The following is a 20382-nucleotide window of genomic DNA, read 5'->3' as shown; positions in this document are numbered from 1 at the left end:
ATTCCCCATTCCCGTAGAATGCCCGCCATGGAAGTCCTGCTCGCCAATCCCCGTGGTTTTTGTGCCGGCGTCGACCGTGCGATCGAGATCGTCAAGCGTGCGATCGAGACGCTAGGCGCGCCGATCTATGTGCGCCATGAAGTCGTGCACAACCGTTTCGTGGTCGACGACCTCAAGCAGCGCGGCGCGGTCTTCGTCGAAGAACTCGACGAGGTGCCCGACAACGCCACGGTGATCTTCAGCGCACACGGCGTCTCGCAGGCGGTGCGCCTGGAGGCCGAGCGCCGCGGGCTCAAGGTGTTCGACGCGACCTGTCCGCTGGTGACCAAGGTGCACTTCGAGGTGGCGCGGCACTGCCGGGCCGGCCGCGATGTGGTGCTGATCGGCCATGCCGGGCATCCGGAAGTGGAAGGCACGATGGGGCAGTGGAGCCGTGAGCGCGGCCCGGGCACGATCTATCTGGTCGAAGACATCGAGCAGGTGGCCACGCTGCAGATCCGCCAGCCCGAAAACCTCGCCTATACCACCCAGACCACGCTGTCGGTGGACGACACCATGGGCATCATCGAGGCCCTGCGTGCACGCTTCCCGGCGATGCAGGGACCGCGCCACGACGATATCTGTTACGCCACCCAGAACCGCCAGGACGCGGTGCGCGATCTCGCGCGCCAATGCGATCTGGTGCTGGTGGTCGGTTCGCCCAATAGCTCCAACTCCAACCGTCTTAGCGAGCTGGCACGGCGCGACGGGGTGGAGTCTTACCTGATCGATAACGCCAGCGAGATCGACCCGTCCTGGATCGTCGGCAAGCAGCACATCGGCCTGACCGCCGGCGCTTCCGCGCCGCAGGTGCTGGTGGATGGGGTGCTGGCGCGGCTGCGCGAACTGGGTGCCGAGAGCGTCTCCGAGCTGGAAGGCGAGCCGGAATCGATGGTGTTCGCGCTACCCAAGGAACTGCGGTTGCGTTTGGTTAGCTGAAGCAGGGGCTTGTAAATGGGCTTGGCGAGTAGTGATTCGGTTTGGCGCGTGTGGGGTGCCTTTCAGTTGTCAGCTGACTGACCTTCTCCAGTCGCAACCCGGCGCATGACGTCGCAATGCCCGGCCCGCTCCAGCAGCGGCGATTGACCGCAGACTGGCTCCGCTCCTACAATTCACGGCTCGCCGGAATAGCTCAGTTGGTAGAGCGGCGCATTCGTAATGCGTAGGTCGTAGGTTCGATTCCTATTTCCGGCACCATCGCTTCAACACTGGGTCGGCCATTGGTCGGCCCAGTTGCGTTTTGTGCGGATGCACGCACACCTCAGCGCGCTAGCAGCCATAGACGCTGCACATCACGCAGGCCTGATTGTGCAGGTCCGCAACCGCATCGTTTCTGCCCTGCGCAGCGCTGCGACAACATGTCGCATACGTTTGCGCGCATTAATTGCGGCAGATCATGGCCGATGGGTTTCGTGCAGGTGCAGCAAAGTTTAAAATTAGGAGGCTACCCCGTGTCTTCGGTCTGCGCGGTCATCTTTCTTCAGGAAGAGCGCTGCCGGACATGTCCCGAAAGGGGACGCGACGCATGAGGCTGGCGTTCCTTCGCACTTGGATCGACCGATGATTCCGTTGAAACATCTCGGGCGTGTACTTCGTCCAGGCCTGATATTGCCGTTCCTGCTGTTGGCAGGCTGCAACTCGGCCATCCTCAATCCGAAAGGCCAGATCGGCCACGACGAAAAGCAACTGCTGATCACCTCGGTGGTGCTGATGCTGATCGTGGTCATCCCGGTGATCGTGATGACGATCGCGTTCGCGTGGAAATACCGCGCGTCCAACACGAAGGCGCGCTACGAGCCGGACTGGTCGCACTCCACCGCCATCGAAGTGGTGGTGTGGTCGATCCCGTGCGTGATCATCCTGGTGCTGGCAGTGCTGACCTGGCGCTCCTCGCATGCGCTGGATCCGTACCGGCCGCTGGATTCGGACGTCAAGCCGCTCACCATCGAAGCGGTCTCGCTGGACTGGAAGTGGATGTTCATCTACCCGGATCAGAACATCGCCACGGTCAACGAAATCGCCTTCCCGGTGCACACGCCGCTGAACTTCAAGATCACCTCCGACACGGTGATGAATTCGTTCTTCATCCCGCACCTGGGCACGATGATCTACGCGATGGCCGGTATGGAAACCAAGCTGCATCTGGTAGCCAACGAGCCGGGCGAATACTTCGGCCTGTCCACCAATTACAGCGGTCACGGTTTTTCGAAGATGAGCTTCAAGGCGCATGCGGTCGATCAGGCCGGCTTCGATGCATGGGTGGCCAAGGTCAAGGCATCGCCGAAGGCGCTGACTGCCGCCGAGTACCAAGTGCTGGCCGCCAATCGCAACGATAAAGAACAGTATCCGGTCACCTACTACTCGTCGGTGCAGGACGGCATGTTCCGCTCGCTGGTCGACAAATACATGAATGGTCCGGGTCACGGTCCGCAAGGCCATGGCGAAGGCCACGGCGACCATCAGGCATCGGCTGCAGAGCCGGTTGCCATGTGCACTTCTGGAGACAAGTGATGCTAGGCAAACTTACGCTCGAGGCGGTTCCGTACCACGAGCCGATCATTATGGTCGCTCTCGGTGGCGCCGGCCTGCTCGGCCTGCTCATCGCGGGCGCCATCACCAAGTACAAGCTGTGGGGCTACCTGTGGAACGAGTGGTTCACCTCGGTGGATCACAAGCGCATCGGTGTGATGTACATCATCGTGGCGCTGGTCATGCTGCTGCGCGGCTTTGCCGATGCGGCGATGATGCGTGCCCAGCAGGCGTTGGCGGGTAACGGCGGCGAAGGTGTGCTGCCGCCGCATCACTACGACCAGATCTTTACCGCGCACGGCGTGATCATGATCTTCTTCATGGCCATGCCGTTCATGACGGGCTTGTTGAATCTGATCGTGCCGCTGCAGATCGGCGCACGCGACGTGGCGTTCCCGTTCCTGAACTCGCTGAGCTTCTGGCTGTTCGTAGCCGGTGCGGCGCTGATCAACATCTCGCTGGGTGTCGGTGAATTCGCGCAGACCGGTTGGTTGGCGTATCCGCCGTTGTCGGGGCTGGAATACAGTCCAGGGGTCGGTGTCGATTACTACATCTGGGCGTTGCAGGTCTCAGGCTTAGGCACGTTGCTGACCGGTATCAACTTCTTCGTGACGATCATGCGGATGCGCGCGCCGGGCATGACCCTGATGCGCATGCCGATCTTCACCTGGACCGCGTTGATCACCAACATCCTGATCATCGCCGCGTTCCCGATCCTGACCGTGGCGCTGGCGTTGCTGGGTGCCGACCGTTACCTGGGCACGCACTTCTTCACCAACGACGGTGGCGGCAACGCCATGATGTACGTCAACCTGATCTGGATCTGGGGCCACCCGGAAGTCTATATCCTGATCCTGCCGGCGTTCGGCATCTTCTCCGAGTTGATCGCGACCTACAGCCGCAAGCGGTTGTTCGGCTACACCTCGATGGTCTACGCCACCTCGTGCATCGGCGTGCTGTCGTTCGTAGTGTGGTTGCACCACTTCTTCACCATGGGCTCGGGTGCCAACGTCAATGCCTTCTTCGGCATCACGACGATGATCATCTCGATCCCGACCGGCGTGAAGATCTTCAACTGGCTGTTCACCATGTTCCGCGGTCGTGTGCACATGACCTCGCCGGTGCTGTGGACGATCGGCTTCATCATCACCTTCACCATCGGCGGCATGACCGGCGTGATGCTGGCGATTCCGGCGGTGGACTTCGTGCTGCACAACAGCCTGTTCCTGATCGCGCATTTCCATAACGTGATCATCGGCGGCGTGGTGTTCGGTTACCTGGCAGGTCTGACCTACTGGTTCCCGAAGGCGTTCGGCTTCAAGCTCAACGAGAAGATCGGCAAGGCCTCGTTCTGGTGCTGGATCATCGGCTTCTTCGTAGCCTTCATGCCGCTGTACGTGCTCGGCTTCATGGGCATGACCCGCCGCATGAACACCTACAACCACCCCGAGTGGGCGCCGTGGCTGTACGTGGCCGCTGCGGGTGCTGCGATCATCGGCATGGGCATCTTCCTGAATCTGGTGCAGATCGGTTACAGCGTCTGGAAGCGCAAGGAGCACATGGACTACACGGGCGACCCGTGGGATGGCCGTACGCTAGAGTGGGCAACCTCTTCGCCGCCGCCGTTCTACAACTTCGCCGTGCTGCCGCACATCGACGACCGCGATCAGTTCTGGGCCGACAAGCAGAACGGCAAGGGCTGGGTGCGTCCGTCCAAGTACGAAGCGATCCACATGCCACGCAACACCGGCGCAGGCGTGTATATCGGTGCCTTCAGCGTGCTGATGGGCTTCGGGTTGATTTGGCACATCTGGTGGCTGGCGATCATTGGCCTGGTCGGCATGATCGGCAGCTTCATCGCACGTACCTTCGATGACGACATCGATTACTGGGTGCCGGCCGACGAAGTGGAGCGCATCGAAAACGCACGCTTTGCCCTGCTAGAACAGCAACATGCGGCGCAGGCCGCGAAGGTGGTATGACCATGTCTTCCTCGACCACGCTTGACCACGCCGCCCACGCGGGCGGCCACGACGACCACGAACATCACGACGCCGGTGGCAACACCGTCTTCGGGTTCTGGGTCTATCTGATGAGCGACTGCCTGCTGTTCGCCGGCCTGTTCGCCACCTATGCGGTGCTCTCGGGCGCCACGGTGGACGGACCGACGGCCAAGGAGCTGTTCGATCTGAAGTTCGTGCTGGTGGAAACCTTCCTGCTGTTGTTCAGCAGCCTGAGCTTCGGCGTCGCGATGATTTCCGCGCACAAGCGCAGCATGACCGGGCTGTATGCCTGGTTGGGCGTCACCGCGCTGCTGGGCATCGGCTTTCTGTGCATGGAAGTCTGGGAGTTCAACCACCTGATCCATGAAGGTGCGGGCCCGGGACGCAGCGCGTTCCTGTCGGCCTTCTTCACCCTGGTGGGCACGCACGGTCTGCACGTGGCCTCGGGTCTGTTGTGGATGGCGGTGCTGGTGATCCAGATCTCCAAGAACGGCCTGACCCCGCGCAACAGCACGCGTCTGGCCTGCCTGAGCCTGTTCTGGCATTTCCTGGACATCATCTGGATCGGTGTGTTCACCGTCGTCTATCTGCTGGGAGCGCTGTAATGGCCAATCACCACGCGCATGAAACCGCCGCCGACGCACATGCCGGCGGCCTGAAGTCCTATCTGATCGGCTTTGTGATGGCCGTGATCCTGACCGTCATCCCGTTTGCGATGGTGATGAGCGGGGCGTTCTCCAAGGGCGTCACCGTCATCGTGATCTCGCTGATGGCCGCTGTGCAGATGCTGGTGCACATGGTGTACTTCCTGCATATGGACCGCTCGCCCGAGCAGCGTTCCAACGTGCAGGTGGGCCTGTTCTCGCTGCTGATCATCGGCATCGTGATCGTCGGTTCGCTGTGGGTGCTGCACAACATGAACGTCAACATGATGCATTGAGACGGCGCCACGCCGGATCGTGTCATGCTGTTATGAAGAAGGCCGCCAGCGATTGGCGGCTTTTTTTTGCGCATGAATTTGCCTGCGGCATGACCAATGGCATACGGGGAAGCCGTGGTGGGCGCTTAGCATCGTGGGCTTGCCTGTTTCCAGGTCACCTGCGGAGTTGCGATGAAGATGCCCACCCTGTTGTCCGTGTCGCTGCTGGCAGCGCTGTCGTTGCCCGCCGCCGCGCAAACCGCGCCGCCGCAGGACGTGCCGTTCGAAGGCAGCTTGAAGATCGATGTCGATGCCACCGATCTGGCGCACCGCATCTTCAAGGTCAGGACCACCATGCCGGCAAAGCCCGGCCCGATGACGCTGCTGTATCCGCAGTGGATCCCCGGCAATCACTCGCCGACCGGGCCGATCGACAAGCTCGCCGGTCTGGTGATCAAGGTCGATGGCAAGGTGGTGCCGTGGACGCGCGATCAGTTCGACGTGTATGCCTTCAAGATCGATGTGCCGCAGGGCGCCACCGAGCTGGTAGCCGAGTTCAAGTTTCTTTCTCCGCAGGCCAGCAACCAGGGCCGGGTGATGATGACCCCGGAAATGCTCAACCTGCAGTGGAATACCACCGCGCTGTATCCTGCCGGTGTCTTCGCACGCAACATCAAGACGCAGGCCAGTGTGACCTTGCCCAAGGGCTGGGACTACGCGACCGCGCTGGAAACCCAGAGCCGGGTCGGCGACACGGTGACCTTCAAGCCGATCGACTTCGACGACCTGGTCGACTCGCCGATGTTCGCCGGCAAGTACTACAAGCGCGTGGAGCTGAGCGGCGGCAAGCAGCCGGTCTACCTCAACGTCTTTGCCGACGAAGCCAAGTCGCTAGACGCCAAGCCCGAACAGATCAAGGCGCATGCGGCGCTGGTGCAGCAGATGGACAAGTTGTATGGCGCGCGGCATTTCGACCATTACGAATTTTTGCTCGCGCTGACCAAGAAGCTGGGCGGCATCGGCCTGGAGCACCATCGCTCCAGCGAAAATAGCGGCGTGCCGACGTATTTCACCGAGTGGGACAAGAGCTGGACGGGGCGCGACCTGCTCGCGCACGAATTCAACCATTCCTGGAACGGCAAGTATCGCCGTGGCGCGGATCTGGCCACGCCCAATTTCAACGTGCCGATGGGCGACAGCCTGCTGTGGTTGTACGAGGGCCAGACCCAGTTCTGGGGCGAAGTGATGGCCGCACGCTCGGGCCTGTGGACGCAGGATCAGGCGCGCGACATGCTGGCCGGCGTGGCGGCAAGCTATGAACGTGGCCGCCCCGGCATGGCCTGGCGCACCGTGCAGGACACCACCAACGACCCGACCATGTCGATGCGCCGGCCCAAGGCGTACCGCAGCTACCAGATGAGCGAGGACTACTATTCCGGAGGCCAGATGATGTGGCTGGAAGTGGACAGCAAGCTGCGCGCGCTGACCAACAACAAGCGCTCCATCGACGACTTCGGCAAGGCGTTCTTCGGCATGAAGAACGGCGATTGGGACGTCAATCCGTACACCTTCGACGACATCGTGACCACGCTCAACGGCGTGGCCGCCTACGACTGGGCGAGCCTGTTGCGCAGCCGCATGGACGGGCACGGGTCGTTGAACGGCGGCATCGAAGCCAATGGCTGGAAGCTGGTCTACAACGAGGAGCCGAACCTGGCCACCAAGGCCGACGAGAGCGACGACAAGGACGCCAATCTGGCCTATTCGCTTGGCGTGTCCTTGAAAGCCTCTGGCGACATCGGTGATGTGCTGTGGGACGGCCCGGCCTTCAATGCCGGCCTGATCGCCGGCAACACGATCGTGGCGGTCAACGGCCGCGCCTTCAGCAGTGAGGTGATCAAGGACGCGATCACGGCGGCCAAGGGCACCACCGCGCCGATCGAGCTGCTGGTCAAGCGCCTGGATCGCTACGACACCGTGCGCATCGATTACCACGGCGGCCTGCTGTATCCGCATCTGGAGCGCATCGCCGGCAAGCCGGATCGCTTGAGCGAGTTGTACAAGGCACGTTGATGGGCGCTGCCCGCTCGGAGCTGTTCGAGCGGGCAATGGCAGGAGCCGGAGCTGCATGGTCGGCTGCGATCGATCATGCAGCTTCCGGCGTGATCCTCGTTTCTGCCGATGCTGATGCTGATACCAATACCGACCGATCGATCGATCGATAAAAAGACATCGCGCTAGCCAAGTGGCAGACAGTGCCGCTGCCTCCCACGTAGAGCGCCGTTGTTGAAGTGTCCAGTTGCGCGCAATCGAACAGCGCGTCAGCCTGTCCGAATCCCGAATCCCGAATCCCGAATCCCGAATCCCGAATCCCGGCGCCAAGCGCCAGCGTCGCGCATCCTGAGACCGGCGGCGACTATGCTGTCGCTCCAGAAACGATTGGCTAACTGACGATGGCGAAGGCAAAAATAGCCTATGTCTGCGGCGAGTGTGGCGCCGAATACAACAAGTGGCAGGGGCAGTGCACCGAGTGCGGGGTGTGGAATACGCTCAGCGAAATCGTGCTCGAAAGCGCAACCCCCGGTGGCAAGGCATCGCCGGCCGCTTCGCGCCGCACCGGTTGGTCGGGCAAGACCGAGGCGCCCAAGATCACCGCGCTCAAGGACGTGCGCCAATCCGAGCAATCGCGCGTATCCACCGGCATCGGCGAGTTCGATCGGGTGCTGGGCGGCGGCCTGGTCGAAGGCGCGGTGGTGTTGATCGGTGGCGACCCCGGCATCGGCAAGTCGACGTTGTTGCTGCAAGCATTGGCCAGCATGGCCAGTACGCTGCCGGTGTTGTACGTGACTGGCGAAGAATCGCTGGCCCAGGTCGCAGGACGTGCGGTGCGCCTGGATCTGCCGTTGGAAGGCCTGAATGCGCTGGCCGAAACCGGCATCGAAAATATCCTGCAGCACGCCAGCGTGGCGCGGCCGAAGCTGATCGTGGCCGATTCGGTACAGACCTTGTGGACCGAATCGCTGACCGCAGCGCCGGGTTCGGTGAGCCAGGTGCGCGAGAGCGCGGCGCGGCTGGTGCGCTATGCCAAGGAAACCGGCACCGCCGTCTTCCTGGTCGGCCATGTGACCAAGGAAGGCGGCATCGCGGGGCCGCGCGTGCTGGAGCATATGGTCGATGCGGTGCTGTACTTCGAAGGCGAGAGCGGCAGCCGGTTTCGCTTGCTGCGCGCCTTCAAGAATCGCTTCGGTGCGGTCAACGAGCTGGGGGTGTTCGCGATGGGCGAGAAGGGCCTCAAGGAGGTCTCCAACCCGTCGGCGATCTTCCTGTCCGGCGGCAGCACCCAGCAGCCCGGCAGTTGCGTGATGGTCACCCGCGAAGGCACCCGGCCGTTGATGGTGGAAGTGCAGGCGCTGGTGGATGCCTCGCCGTTGTCCAATCCGCGCCGGGTCGCGGTAGGCCTGGAACAGAACCGGTTGGCGATGCTGCTGGCGGTACTGCATCGCCATGGCGGCATCGTGGTGGGCGATCAGGACGTCTTCGTCAACGTGGTCGGCGGCATCCGGGTGCAGGAAACCGCGGCCGATCTGCCGGTGTTGCTGGCAGTGTTGTCCTCGTTGCGCGACCGGCCATTGGCCGAGAAGACGATCGCCTTCGGCGAGGTGGGGTTGTCCGGCGAGATCCGGCCGGTGCCCAACGGCGAGGACCGCCTGAAAGAAGCCGCCACCCATGGTTTCAAGCGCGCGATCGTGCCCAAGGCCAATGCACCGAAGACCACCAGCATCAAGGGCATGGAGATCATTGCGGTGGAGCGGCTGAGCCAGGCCTTGGAAGCGGCGGCTGACTGAGGTCCACGCAGATCGGCGGGCGCTGCGCTGAGCAGTGTCGAACGTGGCGGCAGCATCGCCTCGACCACGTCAGGCAGCCGCATGTTGCGCTCGTCCCGACCGTCGATGAGCGATCGGACGCCCTGACGATCGCCTCTCAAGAGCGCACGCTTGGCCAGAGTCATCGTTGAAAACCTGGCAACCTTCAGTGCGCGTCACGAGCTGCGGCGGCGACGTGCCGTGTGCACAACGTCAGCCGGTCTGGTTGGTGCGTTGACCGCGCCCCTCCGCTGCGACTGAGCACTGCAAACCGTCTGTCGGATAGACGGCTGTATTTGCATTTGATTGTCGAGAAAACGTTTTCAGAAAGAGTGCGGCTATGGCACCATGCGCGGCCCGTTGCACCGTGCACCGGATCACAGACACCGCTGACTGCTCTTACCTGGAGAATCACAATGGAATGGATGTTGTTGCCGCTCAAGCGCTACGCCGACTTCACCGGTCGCTCGCGTCGCAAGGAATACTGGATGTTCTTCTTGCTGCAGATGATTGTTCTGCTGGTGCTGGGCGGCATTTTCGGCGTCGCGGCGGCGATAGGCGGCGGCGACAACGGCCCCGGCCCGCTGGCGTGGGTGGTGTTTGCCATCATCATGATCGTCGGCCTGGCAATGATCGTGCCGGGCATTGCAGTGACCGTGCGTCGCCTGCATGACCAGGGCAAGTCCGGCTGGTTCTATCTGATCAGCCTGGTGCCTTACGTGGGCGCGATCGTCCTGCTGGTCTTCATGTGCATGGACGGCACCCCGGGCCCGAACGAATACGGTGAAAGCCCCAAGCAGTAACCGGACGCACTGATCTATCGAACAACGGCGCAGGGTAGTCCCTGCGCCGTTGTCGTTTGTGCAATTTTATTAGCTTGAAACAAGCCTTGCGTCGGCACGCACCACGTCAAGACGCGTCTGGATCAGCACGCCGCAGCGTGGCTTGCCGCGTTCTGGGGTGTGAGCTTGCCCGGGGTCACTGCATCTGTGTCATGCAGTGCAAGTTCCAGCTTGTAGCCATGCGAATACACGGTTCTGATGCGCACCGCGCCACTGTGATTGCACAGCTGTAACTTCTTGCGCAGCTTGTAGATGTGCTGCTCCATGGTGCGGTCGGTGAACTCGGTATGGCTGCCCCATACCGCCTTGGCCAATTGGCAGCGGCGGAAGCACACACCGGGGCTGGAGAACAGCAACCAGGCAATCGAAAACTCGCGTGCGGTGAGCACGATCGGCTTGCCGTGCAGATACACGGTGTTCTCGTCGCGGATCAACTGGTAGGGCCCAACGCTAAGCTGCTGCGTTTCCGGGCATGCCTGCGCCACCGGCGAGATCGCCAATGCCGCGCGGACATGCAACTCATGCGAATTGAACGGCAGCGCCAGCACGTCCTGCGCACCAGCGCGATACCAGGCCAGGATGTCGTTGGGGCAATCGAAACGCCCCAGCACGATCAATGGCGTTGGATGGCCGCTATGGCAGCGCTGCCAGGCCAGCAGCGAACTATCGTCGGAGGCAACGCAGGTCGCATCGAACACCAGCAGCTCGCAAGGGGAATGTCGCAGCGAGCGCAGTAGTTCGAGCTCGTCGGAAAAGACCGCAAAACTCGGCGCGAGCGGAGCGAGGCTCGCGTTGACCTGCGAGGCCAGACGCGCATCCTGCGTCAACAGGAAAGCCGATCCTTGCTTGCCGGAAGCGTTGGCGTACATCAGCCAGCCTTCCCATGTCGGCATGCGTACCAGTCGTATGTCGGGTGCCTGTGACGGGCAGCCGGCGCCAATACAAAACCCACGTATATAGATAAGTACATCGCCAAACCTTTCGGCTACCAGGGAGGGTCTGACCGAGATCAGACGAATGGTATGTACCATTGGCGAGGCAGAAAGTTTCACTGCTGCGTACTTTTCTTCGGCTTTGCGTGGGTTGGCTTTAACGTGCGCTCAGATAGGCGTAACGGAGCTCTTACATTTAGGCATGGATGCGTCGGAAATAACAAAATTACGACATTGCTGCGGCGGATGGCGCTGCGGAAGCGCCAGAAAATCGCCCGGGTCCGCAGACATCCAGACCAATTGGTCAGGTATAGACCAAGGTATTGCAATTTATTCGCTGTTATAGCGCTTGTGGAATATGTCGGCGGTTTATCGACGCGGCGGATCGCCGAAGTTTCTATTCGCGGAGAGTGCGTCTGTTACCACACGCAATCGACATGCAGTCATTGCCACGACATGCTTCGACAACGCGAGCTGCGCGTGGAAGCGAGGTGTTCCGAGACGTTCCGGCACCGCCAGGGTCTTGCTGCAGGAGCCGATGTCTTCAATACGCAATCGCATGTCGTGCGATGTCCTGTGCACGACATCGGACCTGGAGTGCAAAAAATGCCCACATGCTCTGCACGCTGTGCGACTGGCACGGCTCGGCACAGAGTGAGAATTTTTGATTTTCTTAGTGCCCCAAAGTGAGAAATTCCATTGGATCCGCTGCATACAATCGATTGCGCCAAAAGACCGGCGAAATTGGTTGTTTTTTGCTCATCCCCCTAAGAGAGAGCCTGGCATGATCCTTTCCACCTACCTCGCAGCGATCTCTGCGTTGTCGTACGCAGACCGTCTTCCTACCTATACAAGCAGGATGCTGGTTGGTGCCTGGCCGCAGGGTCTGCAACACCTTCAACAACGCCGCGACGGGCAGGCCGCCTCGGATGGCGGCGACGATGAAGTCAGCCTGCTCGGCGCCAGTGGTGACGCGCTGCTGATCCTGGAGTATCAGGAAGAAGCCGAAGATGCCTATCGCCATGCGTTGAAGGCGATGCGTGGGCATCAACGGCAGCTGCGGCTGCTGTCGTGCCGCAACACCGCCTGGTTGATGCTGAGCCAGCGCCGGCTGAGCGCCGCGTTGAACTGTTTTGCGCAGCTGGCGATGGACCGCGAGACACCGTCCTGCCTGTGCGGCGAGAGCCTGTTGGGTAAAGCGTTGACGCACTTCCATCTGGGCCAGAGCACGCTCGCGCTGCAGACGCTGGAGCGCGCCAACGAGGTGCTTTCGGAACTGGAGACCGGTGCGAGCGATTGGCTGCGGATCGCCACCGCGCTGCGCCTTGACATGATTGCGCAGCTGCGCATCCGTCGCTCCGATCGCATGAGCGACCACGTGTTCTGGCAGGCCACGCTGCGCCAGGAAGATGCGGCGCATGCCTTCGAGCCCAACGAGCTGCGCGCCTGCATCGCCGATCTGGCCGAGAGCATGCCGGTGCTCGCCCAGCGCATGCGGCATGTGCGCAACCTGCTGCGGATTGCCGGTGGCGATACCTTCGGTTTCGATGCGCAGATCGATGCGTTGCCGGCAGCGGCCACCGGTTGCCCGCCGTGCGCCCGCCAGGACGCGCAGGTGGAACTGGCGCTGGCTGCGTTGGCGGTGGGGCGTGCGGATCTGGCCGAGCGTGCGTTGGCCGGTGCCGGCCGGCACCATGCGCCGCGCTGGAATCTGGAGTTCGAGTATTGCCAGGCCAAGATCAGCCAGGCGTTGGGCAAGACCGAGCAGGCGTTGTTGCTCTACAACCGGTATGCGTTGGGTGCGGTGCAATGCCTGCGCAGCGAGGTGCAGGCGCCGCGCCTGCTGGAAAGCGGTACCCCGGCGCATGTGAGCGACGACATCTCGGCGCGTCTGCCGGCCAAGTACCGGCGTGCCTACACCTACATGATCACCAATGCGCATCGCTCGGATCTGTCGATCAATGAAGTGGCTGCGCAGATCGGGGTGACCGGGCGCGCCCTGCAGCAGGCGTTCAAGTCCGCCACCGGGCTGTCGCCGACCCAGGTGTTGCGCCGTTACCGGATGCAGAGCATCCGCGACGAACTGCTGGCCGAAGGCGGCTGCGGCAGTGTGCTGCAGGCGGCAAGCCGTTGGGGCGTGGGCAGCCGCTCGGCGCTGGCCAAGGGCTACCGCCAGCACTTCAATGAGGCACCGATGGAAACCTTGCAGCGATAATGTGTCTGGCGCCACGGCCGTGCAGTCATGCAGGCCGTGGCGCTTCGTTTCCGGTGGGTGATGCAGCAGCGATGTCCGGTCGCAGTGCGGTGGAGGGATCCGAATTGAGACGTGCGTGCGTGCGGCGTGGCTTGCGGCTATGCTTTCCGGCTCGCATTGCCACCCAGGAAGGCGCGTCCGAGGATGGGCGTGGCCGCCAAGGAAACGACAAACGATCATGCAAGATCACACCTCCGAGGCGACGGACGCCTCTCAGATCCGCCGTGCAGGCGTCGATCTCAACGGACTGATGTCCGTCCTCAGCAAGCACCTCTATTCCACACCGGTGGTCGCGTTGCGCGAGTTGGTGCAGAACGCGCACGACTCGATCCTGCGCCGCCGCCTGGAACAACCCGACTGGCAAGGCGAATCGCGCATCGAAGTGCATGCCGATGCGGCCCAGGGCATCGTGCGCATCGTCGATACCGGCGCCGGGCTGACCCAGCAGGAAATTCACGATTATCTGGCCACCGTGGGCGTGGGCTATACGCGTGGGCTGCGTCAGGGCGGGCACGAAGACAGCGGCCTGATCGGCATGTTCGGGCTGGGGTTTTTGTCGGCCTTTGTGCTGGCGCGCCGGGTCACCGTGCGCACCACCTCGTACCAGACACCAACGTTGGGGCATTGCTACATCTCCAGCAACGCCGAGCAATACACGGTCAGCCCTATTCCTGCGCGTGCGCAGGTCGGCACCGAAGTGGTGCTGGAACTGCATGAAGACTATCTGTCGCTGGCCCAGGAAGGGCGGCTGCGCGAGATCCTGTCGCGCTACTGCGCGCTGTTGCGCGAGCCGATCTGGATCGGCGGCGATGCGCAGGCGATCAACCCCGAGCCGCCACCGTGGCGCATGCACGATGCGGTGCCCTTGCATCCGGTGCAGGCCTGGCGGCGGCAACGCGAGTTTGCCGCGCGCTTCGAGCGCAACTTCGAACCGCTGTGCTGCATGCCGGTGCGCACGGAGGAGGGCAGCGATGCGGTCGGCTTGCTATGGGTACAGGACGGGGCGACCTACGGCACCAGCGACAACCGCAATCTGTCGGTGTTCCTGCGCGGCATGCTGCTGGACGACAACGCACGCGAGCTGCTGCCGCCGTGGGCGGGCTTCATCGGCGGGGTGATCGAATCCAATCGGCTGACGCCCACCGCCAGCCGCGAGGATCTGCAGCGCGACTCCACCTACACGGCGGTGCAGCACGCGCTGTCCGAAGCGCTGGTGCAAGGTCTGGCCGATGTTGCACGTCAGCAGCCGGAAGCCTGGCGACGCATCCTGCTGCGCCACAACGAGGCCTTGCTGGGCGCGGCCTTGTGCGACGAGCGCCTGTTCGAGTTGCTGATGGAACACGTGCGGGTGCCGACCTCGCAAGGCGATCTGCCGGCCCAGCAGTTGCCGGCGCGTGGCGCAGTGCATGTGATCCTGGACAGCGACAGCGGTTTCGAAGAGATGCTGTTCCGCGCGATGGGCGTGCCGGTGGCCTACGGAAATCGCTATGCGGTGGTGCCGTTCCTGCGTCGCTGGGCGCAGGCCAAGGGCGTGCGGCTGGTCGAGCTGGGCACCGAGCAGGGCAACCGGCAGTTGTTCCAATTGGACGACAGCTTGCCGGCCGACGAACTGGCCTGGCTGGAACAGCATCTGGGCGATGGCGAAGCCTTGGTGCCGGCGCGTTTTAGCCCGGAAGCATTGCCGTTGGTGGTGGTGCCCGACCGTGAGGCCGAACTGAAACGCCGTCTGGAGCAGGACGAAAACGACAAGCGCGTGTCCACTGCTGCGTTGCGGCTGGCCCGGCAGTTCACTGCGGGGATCGAAGCACGCCAGACCCAGCGGCTGTATCTCAATCTCGACAACCCGGCGCTGCAGGCATTGCTGGCGGCGCAGCGTGCCGGCAATCCGCAGGCGGCGGTGGCGGCGCGGCTGCTGCGCTCGCTCAAGGTGATCGTGTCGGCGCAGGGGCGCACCCAGCCGCAGCCGGGCGCCAGCGCGTCGGGCGGATCGGATTTGAACCGGGCTTTCGGCGATCTTGCCGAGGCCGTGACCCAACTGCTGGCGCGCTGAGCGCCGCATCGAAGGAGCAACAGGATGGAAATCTGGAACTGGGTTGAAAAGCTGCAGGACGATCTGGGCGAAGCCGGTCAGCCGCAGAACGCGCAACTGCTGACGCGCCTGACCGACCATATCTGCGACCTGCAGATCGAACGCGCCGAAGCGCTATTGCCCGAGGCGCGTGCGCTGGGCAAGACGCTGGCCAATCCGTGGCTGGAGGTGTTCGTCGGGCACTGGGAAATGCGCAACCGGGTCGGCAATCTGTGCGAAGGCGAGCGTGCGCTGAGCGATGCGGTGACGCTGTTCGAGCGCGCGCATCGCGCCGATGCGGTGGAGTGCCCGCAATCGGTGTGCGTAACCCAGGATCTGGCCGCGTGCTACGCCAATATCGACGGGCCGGGCTGGGTGGAAGAGCGCATCGAAGTATGCGAGGAAACGCTGGGCCGCATCGACCCGAGTTGGTCCTGTTACCAGTGTTTGAGCTGCGAAAAAGCCGACGCCTTGCTCGACGATGGGCGCGGCGAGGCGGCACTGCATTATCTGGAAGATCAGTCGCAGACCATTCTTGCGCATGGCGGGCAGATCTACGACGGCGTGCCGGATATGCGCATCTCGATCCTGCTCTCGCTCGGCCGTGCAGAAGAAGCGCTGGCGCTGATCGAACAGCGCGAACGCGAGGCCGCACGCGAAGGTGCAGAGTGGGCCAACTGCAGCCAGCCGCGGCGTTTGCAAAAGGCGCGCGCATTGGCGCTGTTGCATCGCGACGATGAAGCGCTGGAGGCATTTCTGCCGTGGCGCGAGGTTGCGCCGCGCTATCGCATGCACTGGTTGCGTGCAGTGGTGGTGCTGGTGTCGCGCACGCCGGAGCGCAACACCTGGGATCTGGGCAGCCGCTTGCAGGTGATGCTGGATCATTACGCGCAGGTCGGTGCGCATCGCATCCTGATCGACGCGGCCGAGATGGCAATCGAGCTGGCGTTGCAGCGTGGTGCGGTGTGGACCGCGCGCCGGCATCTGGCGCTTGCGCGTGCGCATGTGCCCAAGTTGCGTCAGGACCGTGGCGCGACGCAATTGCTGGACCGTTTGGCCATGCGCATCGAGACCGCACCGGCGGGCGAGGCGCCGCCGGTGCCTGCCGCACAGTTGCTGGAATGGTTGGAGGCGCAAGCCGAAGACGTGGTGCGCAACCCCGAGCGCGAGGCGCAATGGTTGCTGCAGGCAGTGGCCGAGCGCCCCGACGATGCCGAGTTGGTGGACACCACTGCGTCGGCATTGAGCGCATGTGCGGCCGACGATGAGGCGATCGCGCTGCTCTGGGCATTCGTGCAGCGGCATGCCGACCGCGAGAACAGCCCGACCTTCCGGCTGATGAATCTGCTGCTGGGCCGTGGCGACGACGCCGGCATGCGTCGGCTGGCGCAGCTGTATCGCCCGTTGGTGCCGGTGGCGGCGCTATGGTGCGAAGCACAGCTGGCCCAGCGGCTGGCCGATTGGCCGGCGCTGGAACAGGCCTGTATCGCGTTGCTGGAACTGTCGCCCGGCTCGCATGGCGCACGCGGTTTGCTGGGGCGCATGTATCTCAACACCGGGCGGTTTGCCGAAGCGGCCGAGGTCTACCGGCAACTGACCGAGCTGATGGAAGAACCGCGCTCTGCGCATTGGGATCACATGACTGCGGCCAGTGCGGCGCAGCAGTGGGAGGCGGTGCGTGCCTCGGCGCTGGCGATCGGCATGGAGCTGAGCAGCACCAGCGGTGTGGTCGAAGAGAACTGGGGATGGGTGATCGTGCGTTGTGTGGACGACGGCGAGGCGGCCGAGTATTACGCGCGCCGCACCGGCCCGGTCACCGCGCGCATCCTCGAAAACGCGCCTGCGCATCGGCGTCAGCATGTCGGCGATTGGGTGGTGTTCGATGCCGAGTTGCTGTATCCGCCACCGGAAGACGAGGCCGAGCGCGAGCGTTTCGTGCCGACCTATGCGCAGGTGCATGTGCTGCAGGCGGGCGGTTACGGCAGCAGTTGGCTGGTGGATGGCGTGCATCCTGGCGAGCCGGCAATCGAGGCCTTGCGCGAAGAGATCGAGGCCCGCGGCTGGAAGCTATGGGTGCACAGTCGCGACGATTATCACGTGATCGATCCGCAACATCCGGATGCGTTCGACCCGGAAGATGCGAGCACGGGCCTGCCCGGCGTGTTGTTCACCGTGGCGCTGCCGGAAACGGCGGCGCCGTTGGAATTGCATCGGGCCTTGCTTGCCGCCACCGCGCAGTGGCCGCACACGATGTGCTGGCTGCGTTTGGCCGAGGCCTGTGATCAGGATCCTCGCCCGCATCTGGAAGCAGTGGAGCGTTATGGGCTGTAAGGGCGACGATCAATATCATCGCTGAGCCGCTTAGGTCGTGTGCGGGGATAGTCGATGCGCGGTACTGCATCCGGTGTCCTACTGCGGTACGCGTGCAAGCGCCCGCAGCGAACCGAAGCATTCCCACGAAACCTGCTGACTTCGTGTGCGTGGTCGGCTTGCGCGCGGTGCCGCATCCGGTGTCGGGACACGCCGCAAGTACGTCCATGTAGGCTCGGTGGCGGCATCCATGCCGCCACACGGTCCCGCCCCCGGATGCGTCACCGCGCTCCGACTCTTCGCGGGTGCTGATCGGCAAGCAATGGCTTCAGGCAGGCGTAGTGCCTGCGGATTGCAAAGTCGATTTCCGCAGTCGATGTGGTTGGCATCAACCCATCGTTTCGCCATTGAAGGTCACGATCCGAGGAAGGGTCCGTCAACCAGTCGCCGCTTTCCTATCGCCACCAATCACGTGTGGTGGTGCTTGCGCGCGTCCCGGCGTGGGACCTTACGCGGCATGGATGCCGCGTAAGAGCCTACACGGACGTACTTGCGGCGTGTCCCACGCCGGGACGCGTGCAAGCGCCCGCAGCGAACCGAAGCATTCCCACGAACCTGCTGACTTCGTGTGCGTGGTCGGCTTGCGCGCGGTGCCGCATCCGGTGTCGGGACACGCCGCAAGTACCTCCATGTAGGCTCGGTGGCGGCATCCATGCCGCCACACAGTCCCGCCCCCGGATGCGACACCGCGCTCCGACTCTTCGCGGTTGCTGATCGGCAATCAATGGCTTCAGGCAGGCGTAGTGCCTGCGGATTGCAAAGTCGATTTCCGCAGTCGATGTGGTGGGCATCAACCCATCGTTTCGCCATTGAAGGTCACGATCCGAAGAAGGGTTACTTAACCAGTCGCCGCTTTTTCTTCAGCTACCGACAACGGCCGGAGGTGCTTGCGCGCGTACCGGCGTGGGACCTTACGCGGCATGGATGCCGCGTAAGAGCCTACACGGACGTACTTGCGGCGTGTCCCACGCCGGTATGCGTGCAAGCGCCCTCAGTGACCGAAGCATTCCCAAGAAACCTGCTGACTTCGTGCGCGCGGCCGGCTTAGCGCGCGGTGCCGCATCCGGGCATGTCGCTTGTGTCCGATCAGCTGCGCTTGCCGTAGCGCTCCAGCCAATGCGCGTACGACGGCGGCAGCACCCACGACGGGCGTTCTTCGCCCAGCGCCAACGCGGCGTGATACGGCCAATGTGGATTGGCTAGGTGCGCGCGGCCGATCATCACCAGTTCCATCTGCCCGGCTGCGATGACGCGGTCGGCTTCCAGCGGGTCGTCGATATTCCAGGACGAGGCAACCGGCAACTGTGCCTCGCGGCTGACGCGCTCGGCGAACGGCGCCAGCAACGCCGGGCCCCACGGAATCTGCGCGGTCGGGGTGCTGAAGCCCATGCTGACGTTGAGCAGATCCAGGCCGCTTTGCTTGAAGTTGCGGGTCAGTGCGATGGCTTCCTGCAAGGTCTCCTCATCGCGGCCATCGAATTCGATCACGCCAAAGCGCGCGGTGAGCGGCAGATGTTCCGGCCAGACTGCACGCACGGCTTGCAGTGTTTCCAGCAGGAAGCGTCCACGATTGTCGGCAGTACCACCGTACTGATCCTGGCGCTGATTGGCGTGTACCGAGAAGAAGCTCTGCGCCAGATAACCATGCGCAAAATGCAGCTCCAACCACCGGAAGCCGGCATCGCGCGCGCGCTGTGCGGCGGCGACAAAATCGCCGCGCACGCGGGCGATGTCGTCCAGCGTCATCTCGCGCGGCAGTTTGGGCAGGCCGCCACCGAAGGCGACCGCTGAAGGCGAGATGGTGTCCCAGCCACGCGCATCGCCGTCGGCGATGTGGTCGTCGCCTTCCCACGGCAGGTTGGCGCTGGCCTTGCGCCCGGCGTGACCGATCTGGATACCGGGCACCGCGCCAGCGGCGCTGATCGATGCAGCAATACGCGCCAAGCCTTCGGCCTGGGCGTCGTTCCACAGGCCCAGGCAACCGGGCGTGATGCGTCCTTCCGGCGACACGCCGGTGGCTTCGACGATCACCAGGCCCGCACCGCCGCGCGCCATGCTGGCGTAGTGGACCTGATGCCAGTCGTTGGTGAGGCCGTCCACGGCGGTGTATTGGCACATCGGCGGAATGGCGATGCGGTTGCGCAGCGTGAGGTCTTTGAGTTGATACGGAGAAAACAGCGATGACATGGGGGAGCCTGAGAAAAGTCTGGGCGCGATCAGAACACGCCCGGCCACAGCCCGACATGCCGCTGGTGGCACAGCGCGTTGCACGCACTGGCGGTTGCCCACAGGCGGGCTTATTCGGTGTGCCCGTATCACCTCGCTTCGATGAAACTCCCCAGCACGCTTTGCGGCAGCGTCCGCCATCGGTCGGCGGCACTCAGACCATCACCGCCTGCATCCGCCGCCTGCATCTGCGCAGGCGTGGCAGGGCGCACGTTCGCCATGTGCGCTGCAATGTCAAACTGCAGGGTGTAGTGTCTGATGACTGCTACAGGTTCGTCGTTGGTTGCCGAATCTGAATTGTTTTATTCTGCTGCGCTTCGGCGTGGGGGCGCCGCGC

At 63.2% G+C, this 20382-nt stretch carries 14 protein-coding genes and 1 tRNA gene; 13 read left to right on the top strand and 2 right to left on the bottom strand.

Annotated elements, in window-relative coordinates; translation table 11 throughout:
* Window positions 1-27 precede the first annotated feature (27 nt).
* From ispH to AC1PLU_RS16140, 10 genes are all read left to right on the top strand, one after another.
* Window positions 28-978 carry a 4-hydroxy-3-methylbut-2-enyl diphosphate reductase gene (gene ispH, locus AC1PLU_RS16185; RefSeq protein ID WP_481094853.1) on the top strand — a complete coding sequence of 317 codons (951 nt, stop codon included), beginning with the start codon at window positions 28-30 and terminating at the stop codon, window positions 976-978.
* A 182-nt stretch (window positions 979-1160) separates the two neighbouring features.
* Window positions 1161-1236, top strand: a tRNA-Thr gene (locus AC1PLU_RS16180).
* A gap of 363 nt (window positions 1237-1599) precedes the next feature.
* Window positions 1600-2550 (top strand): ubiquinol oxidase subunit II, encoded by a 951-nt coding sequence (gene cyoA / locus AC1PLU_RS16175; RefSeq protein ID WP_023903131.1) that lies wholly within the window; start codon window positions 1600-1602, stop codon window positions 2548-2550.
* Complete coding sequence (gene cyoB / locus AC1PLU_RS16170; RefSeq protein ID WP_006450193.1) at window positions 2550-4550, top strand: cytochrome o ubiquinol oxidase subunit I; 2001 nt, start codon at window positions 2550-2552, stop codon at window positions 4548-4550. Before cyoA ends, cyoB begins: the two co-directional genes overlap by 1 nt.
* A complete protein-coding gene (gene cyoC, locus AC1PLU_RS16165) occupies window positions 4547-5176 on the top strand; it encodes a cytochrome o ubiquinol oxidase subunit III (protein WP_006450194.1) in 630 nt (209 codons plus the stop codon). Before cyoB ends, cyoC begins: the two co-directional genes overlap by 4 nt.
* Entirely contained in the window at window positions 5176-5511 is a 336-nt protein-coding gene (gene cyoD, locus AC1PLU_RS16160; protein ID WP_006450195.1) for a cytochrome o ubiquinol oxidase subunit IV, read from the top strand. Before cyoC ends, cyoD begins: the two co-directional genes overlap by 1 nt.
* 171 nt (window positions 5512-5682) lie before the next feature.
* Window positions 5683-7563, top strand: coding sequence for a M61 family metallopeptidase (locus tag AC1PLU_RS16155; protein ID WP_317060225.1), 1881 nt, complete (start codon window positions 5683-5685; stop codon window positions 7561-7563).
* Window positions 7563-7715, top strand: coding sequence for a hypothetical protein (locus AC1PLU_RS16150; RefSeq protein WP_481106747.1), 153 nt, complete (start codon window positions 7563-7565; stop codon window positions 7713-7715). The genes AC1PLU_RS16155 and AC1PLU_RS16150 overlap by 1 nt, the downstream gene beginning before the upstream one ends.
* Window positions 7716-7943: 228 nt before the next feature.
* The gene (gene radA / locus AC1PLU_RS16145) at window positions 7944-9335 is read left to right on the top strand and encodes a DNA repair protein RadA (protein ID WP_023903137.1); all 1392 of its coding nucleotides are present in this window, start codon (window positions 7944-7946) and stop codon (window positions 9333-9335) included.
* A 434-nt stretch (window positions 9336-9769) separates the two neighbouring features.
* On the top strand, window positions 9770-10156 hold the full coding sequence (locus AC1PLU_RS16140) for a DUF805 domain-containing protein (RefSeq protein WP_023903138.1): 387 nt from the start codon (window positions 9770-9772) through the stop codon (window positions 10154-10156).
* A 122-nt stretch (window positions 10157-10278) separates the two neighbouring features.
* On the opposite strand, the gene AC1PLU_RS16135 is transcribed toward AC1PLU_RS16140, so the two are convergent.
* Complete coding sequence (locus tag AC1PLU_RS16135; RefSeq protein WP_023903139.1) at window positions 10279-11064, bottom strand: winged helix-turn-helix domain-containing protein; 786 nt, start codon at window positions 11062-11064, stop codon at window positions 10279-10281.
* A gap of 922 nt (window positions 11065-11986) precedes the next feature.
* Between AC1PLU_RS16135 and AC1PLU_RS16130 the strand changes: the two genes are divergently transcribed.
* The 3 genes from AC1PLU_RS16130 (at window position 11987) to AC1PLU_RS16120 (ending at window position 17780) form a co-directional block, all read left to right on the top strand.
* Window positions 11987-13342, top strand: coding sequence for a helix-turn-helix transcriptional regulator (locus AC1PLU_RS16130; protein WP_174556022.1), 1356 nt, complete (start codon window positions 11987-11989; stop codon window positions 13340-13342).
* Window positions 13343-13559: 217 nt separating this feature from the next.
* Window positions 13560-15431 carry an ATP-binding protein gene (locus AC1PLU_RS16125; protein WP_481106746.1) on the top strand — a complete coding sequence of 624 codons (1872 nt, stop codon included), beginning with the start codon at window positions 13560-13562 and terminating at the stop codon, window positions 15429-15431.
* A 24-nt stretch (window positions 15432-15455) separates the two neighbouring features.
* Window positions 15456-17780, top strand: coding sequence for a hypothetical protein (locus tag AC1PLU_RS16120; protein ID WP_481106745.1), 2325 nt, complete (start codon window positions 15456-15458; stop codon window positions 17778-17780).
* A 1125-nt stretch (window positions 17781-18905) separates the two neighbouring features.
* Here the strand turns inward: AC1PLU_RS16120 and AC1PLU_RS16115 are convergent.
* Window positions 18906-20006: an NADH:flavin oxidoreductase/NADH oxidase gene (locus tag AC1PLU_RS16115; RefSeq protein ID WP_481106744.1), complete on the bottom strand. Its 1101-nt coding sequence runs from the start codon at window positions 20004-20006 to the stop codon at window positions 18906-18908.
* Window positions 20007-20382 lie beyond the last annotated feature (376 nt).

This window comes from Xanthomonas sp. NCPPB 2933 (assembly GCF_056725225.1).
This window is presented reverse-complemented; position numbering and strand designations above follow the sequence as displayed.

Coding starts and splice junctions, on each gene's coding strand:
- ispH (WP_481094853.1), top strand. CDS start 28: ATGGAAGTCCTGCTCGCCAATCCCCGTGGTTTTTGTGCCGGCGTCGAC.
- cyoA (WP_023903131.1), top strand. CDS start 1,600: ATGATTCCGTTGAAACATCTCGGGCGTGTACTTCGTCCAGGCCTGATA.
- cyoB (WP_006450193.1), top strand. CDS start 2,550: ATGCTAGGCAAACTTACGCTCGAGGCGGTTCCGTACCACGAGCCGATC.
- cyoC (WP_006450194.1), top strand. CDS start 4,547: ATGACCATGTCTTCCTCGACCACGCTTGACCACGCCGCCCACGCGGGC.
- cyoD (WP_006450195.1), top strand. CDS start 5,176: ATGGCCAATCACCACGCGCATGAAACCGCCGCCGACGCACATGCCGGC.
- AC1PLU_RS16155 (WP_317060225.1), top strand. CDS start 5,683: ATGAAGATGCCCACCCTGTTGTCCGTGTCGCTGCTGGCAGCGCTGTCG.
- AC1PLU_RS16150 (WP_481106747.1), top strand. CDS start 7,563: ATGGGCGCTGCCCGCTCGGAGCTGTTCGAGCGGGCAATGGCAGGAGCC.
- radA (WP_023903137.1), top strand. CDS start 7,944: ATGGCGAAGGCAAAAATAGCCTATGTCTGCGGCGAGTGTGGCGCCGAA.
- AC1PLU_RS16140 (WP_023903138.1), top strand. CDS start 9,770: ATGGAATGGATGTTGTTGCCGCTCAAGCGCTACGCCGACTTCACCGGT.
- AC1PLU_RS16135 (WP_023903139.1), bottom strand. CDS start 11,064: ATGTACGCCAACGCTTCCGGCAAGCAAGGATCGGCTTTCCTGTTGACG.
- AC1PLU_RS16130 (WP_174556022.1), top strand. CDS start 11,987: ATGCTGGTTGGTGCCTGGCCGCAGGGTCTGCAACACCTTCAACAACGC.
- AC1PLU_RS16125 (WP_481106746.1), top strand. CDS start 13,560: ATGCAAGATCACACCTCCGAGGCGACGGACGCCTCTCAGATCCGCCGT.
- AC1PLU_RS16120 (WP_481106745.1), top strand. CDS start 15,456: ATGGAAATCTGGAACTGGGTTGAAAAGCTGCAGGACGATCTGGGCGAA.
- AC1PLU_RS16115 (WP_481106744.1), bottom strand. CDS start 20,006: ATGTCATCGCTGTTTTCTCCGTATCAACTCAAAGACCTCACGCTGCGC.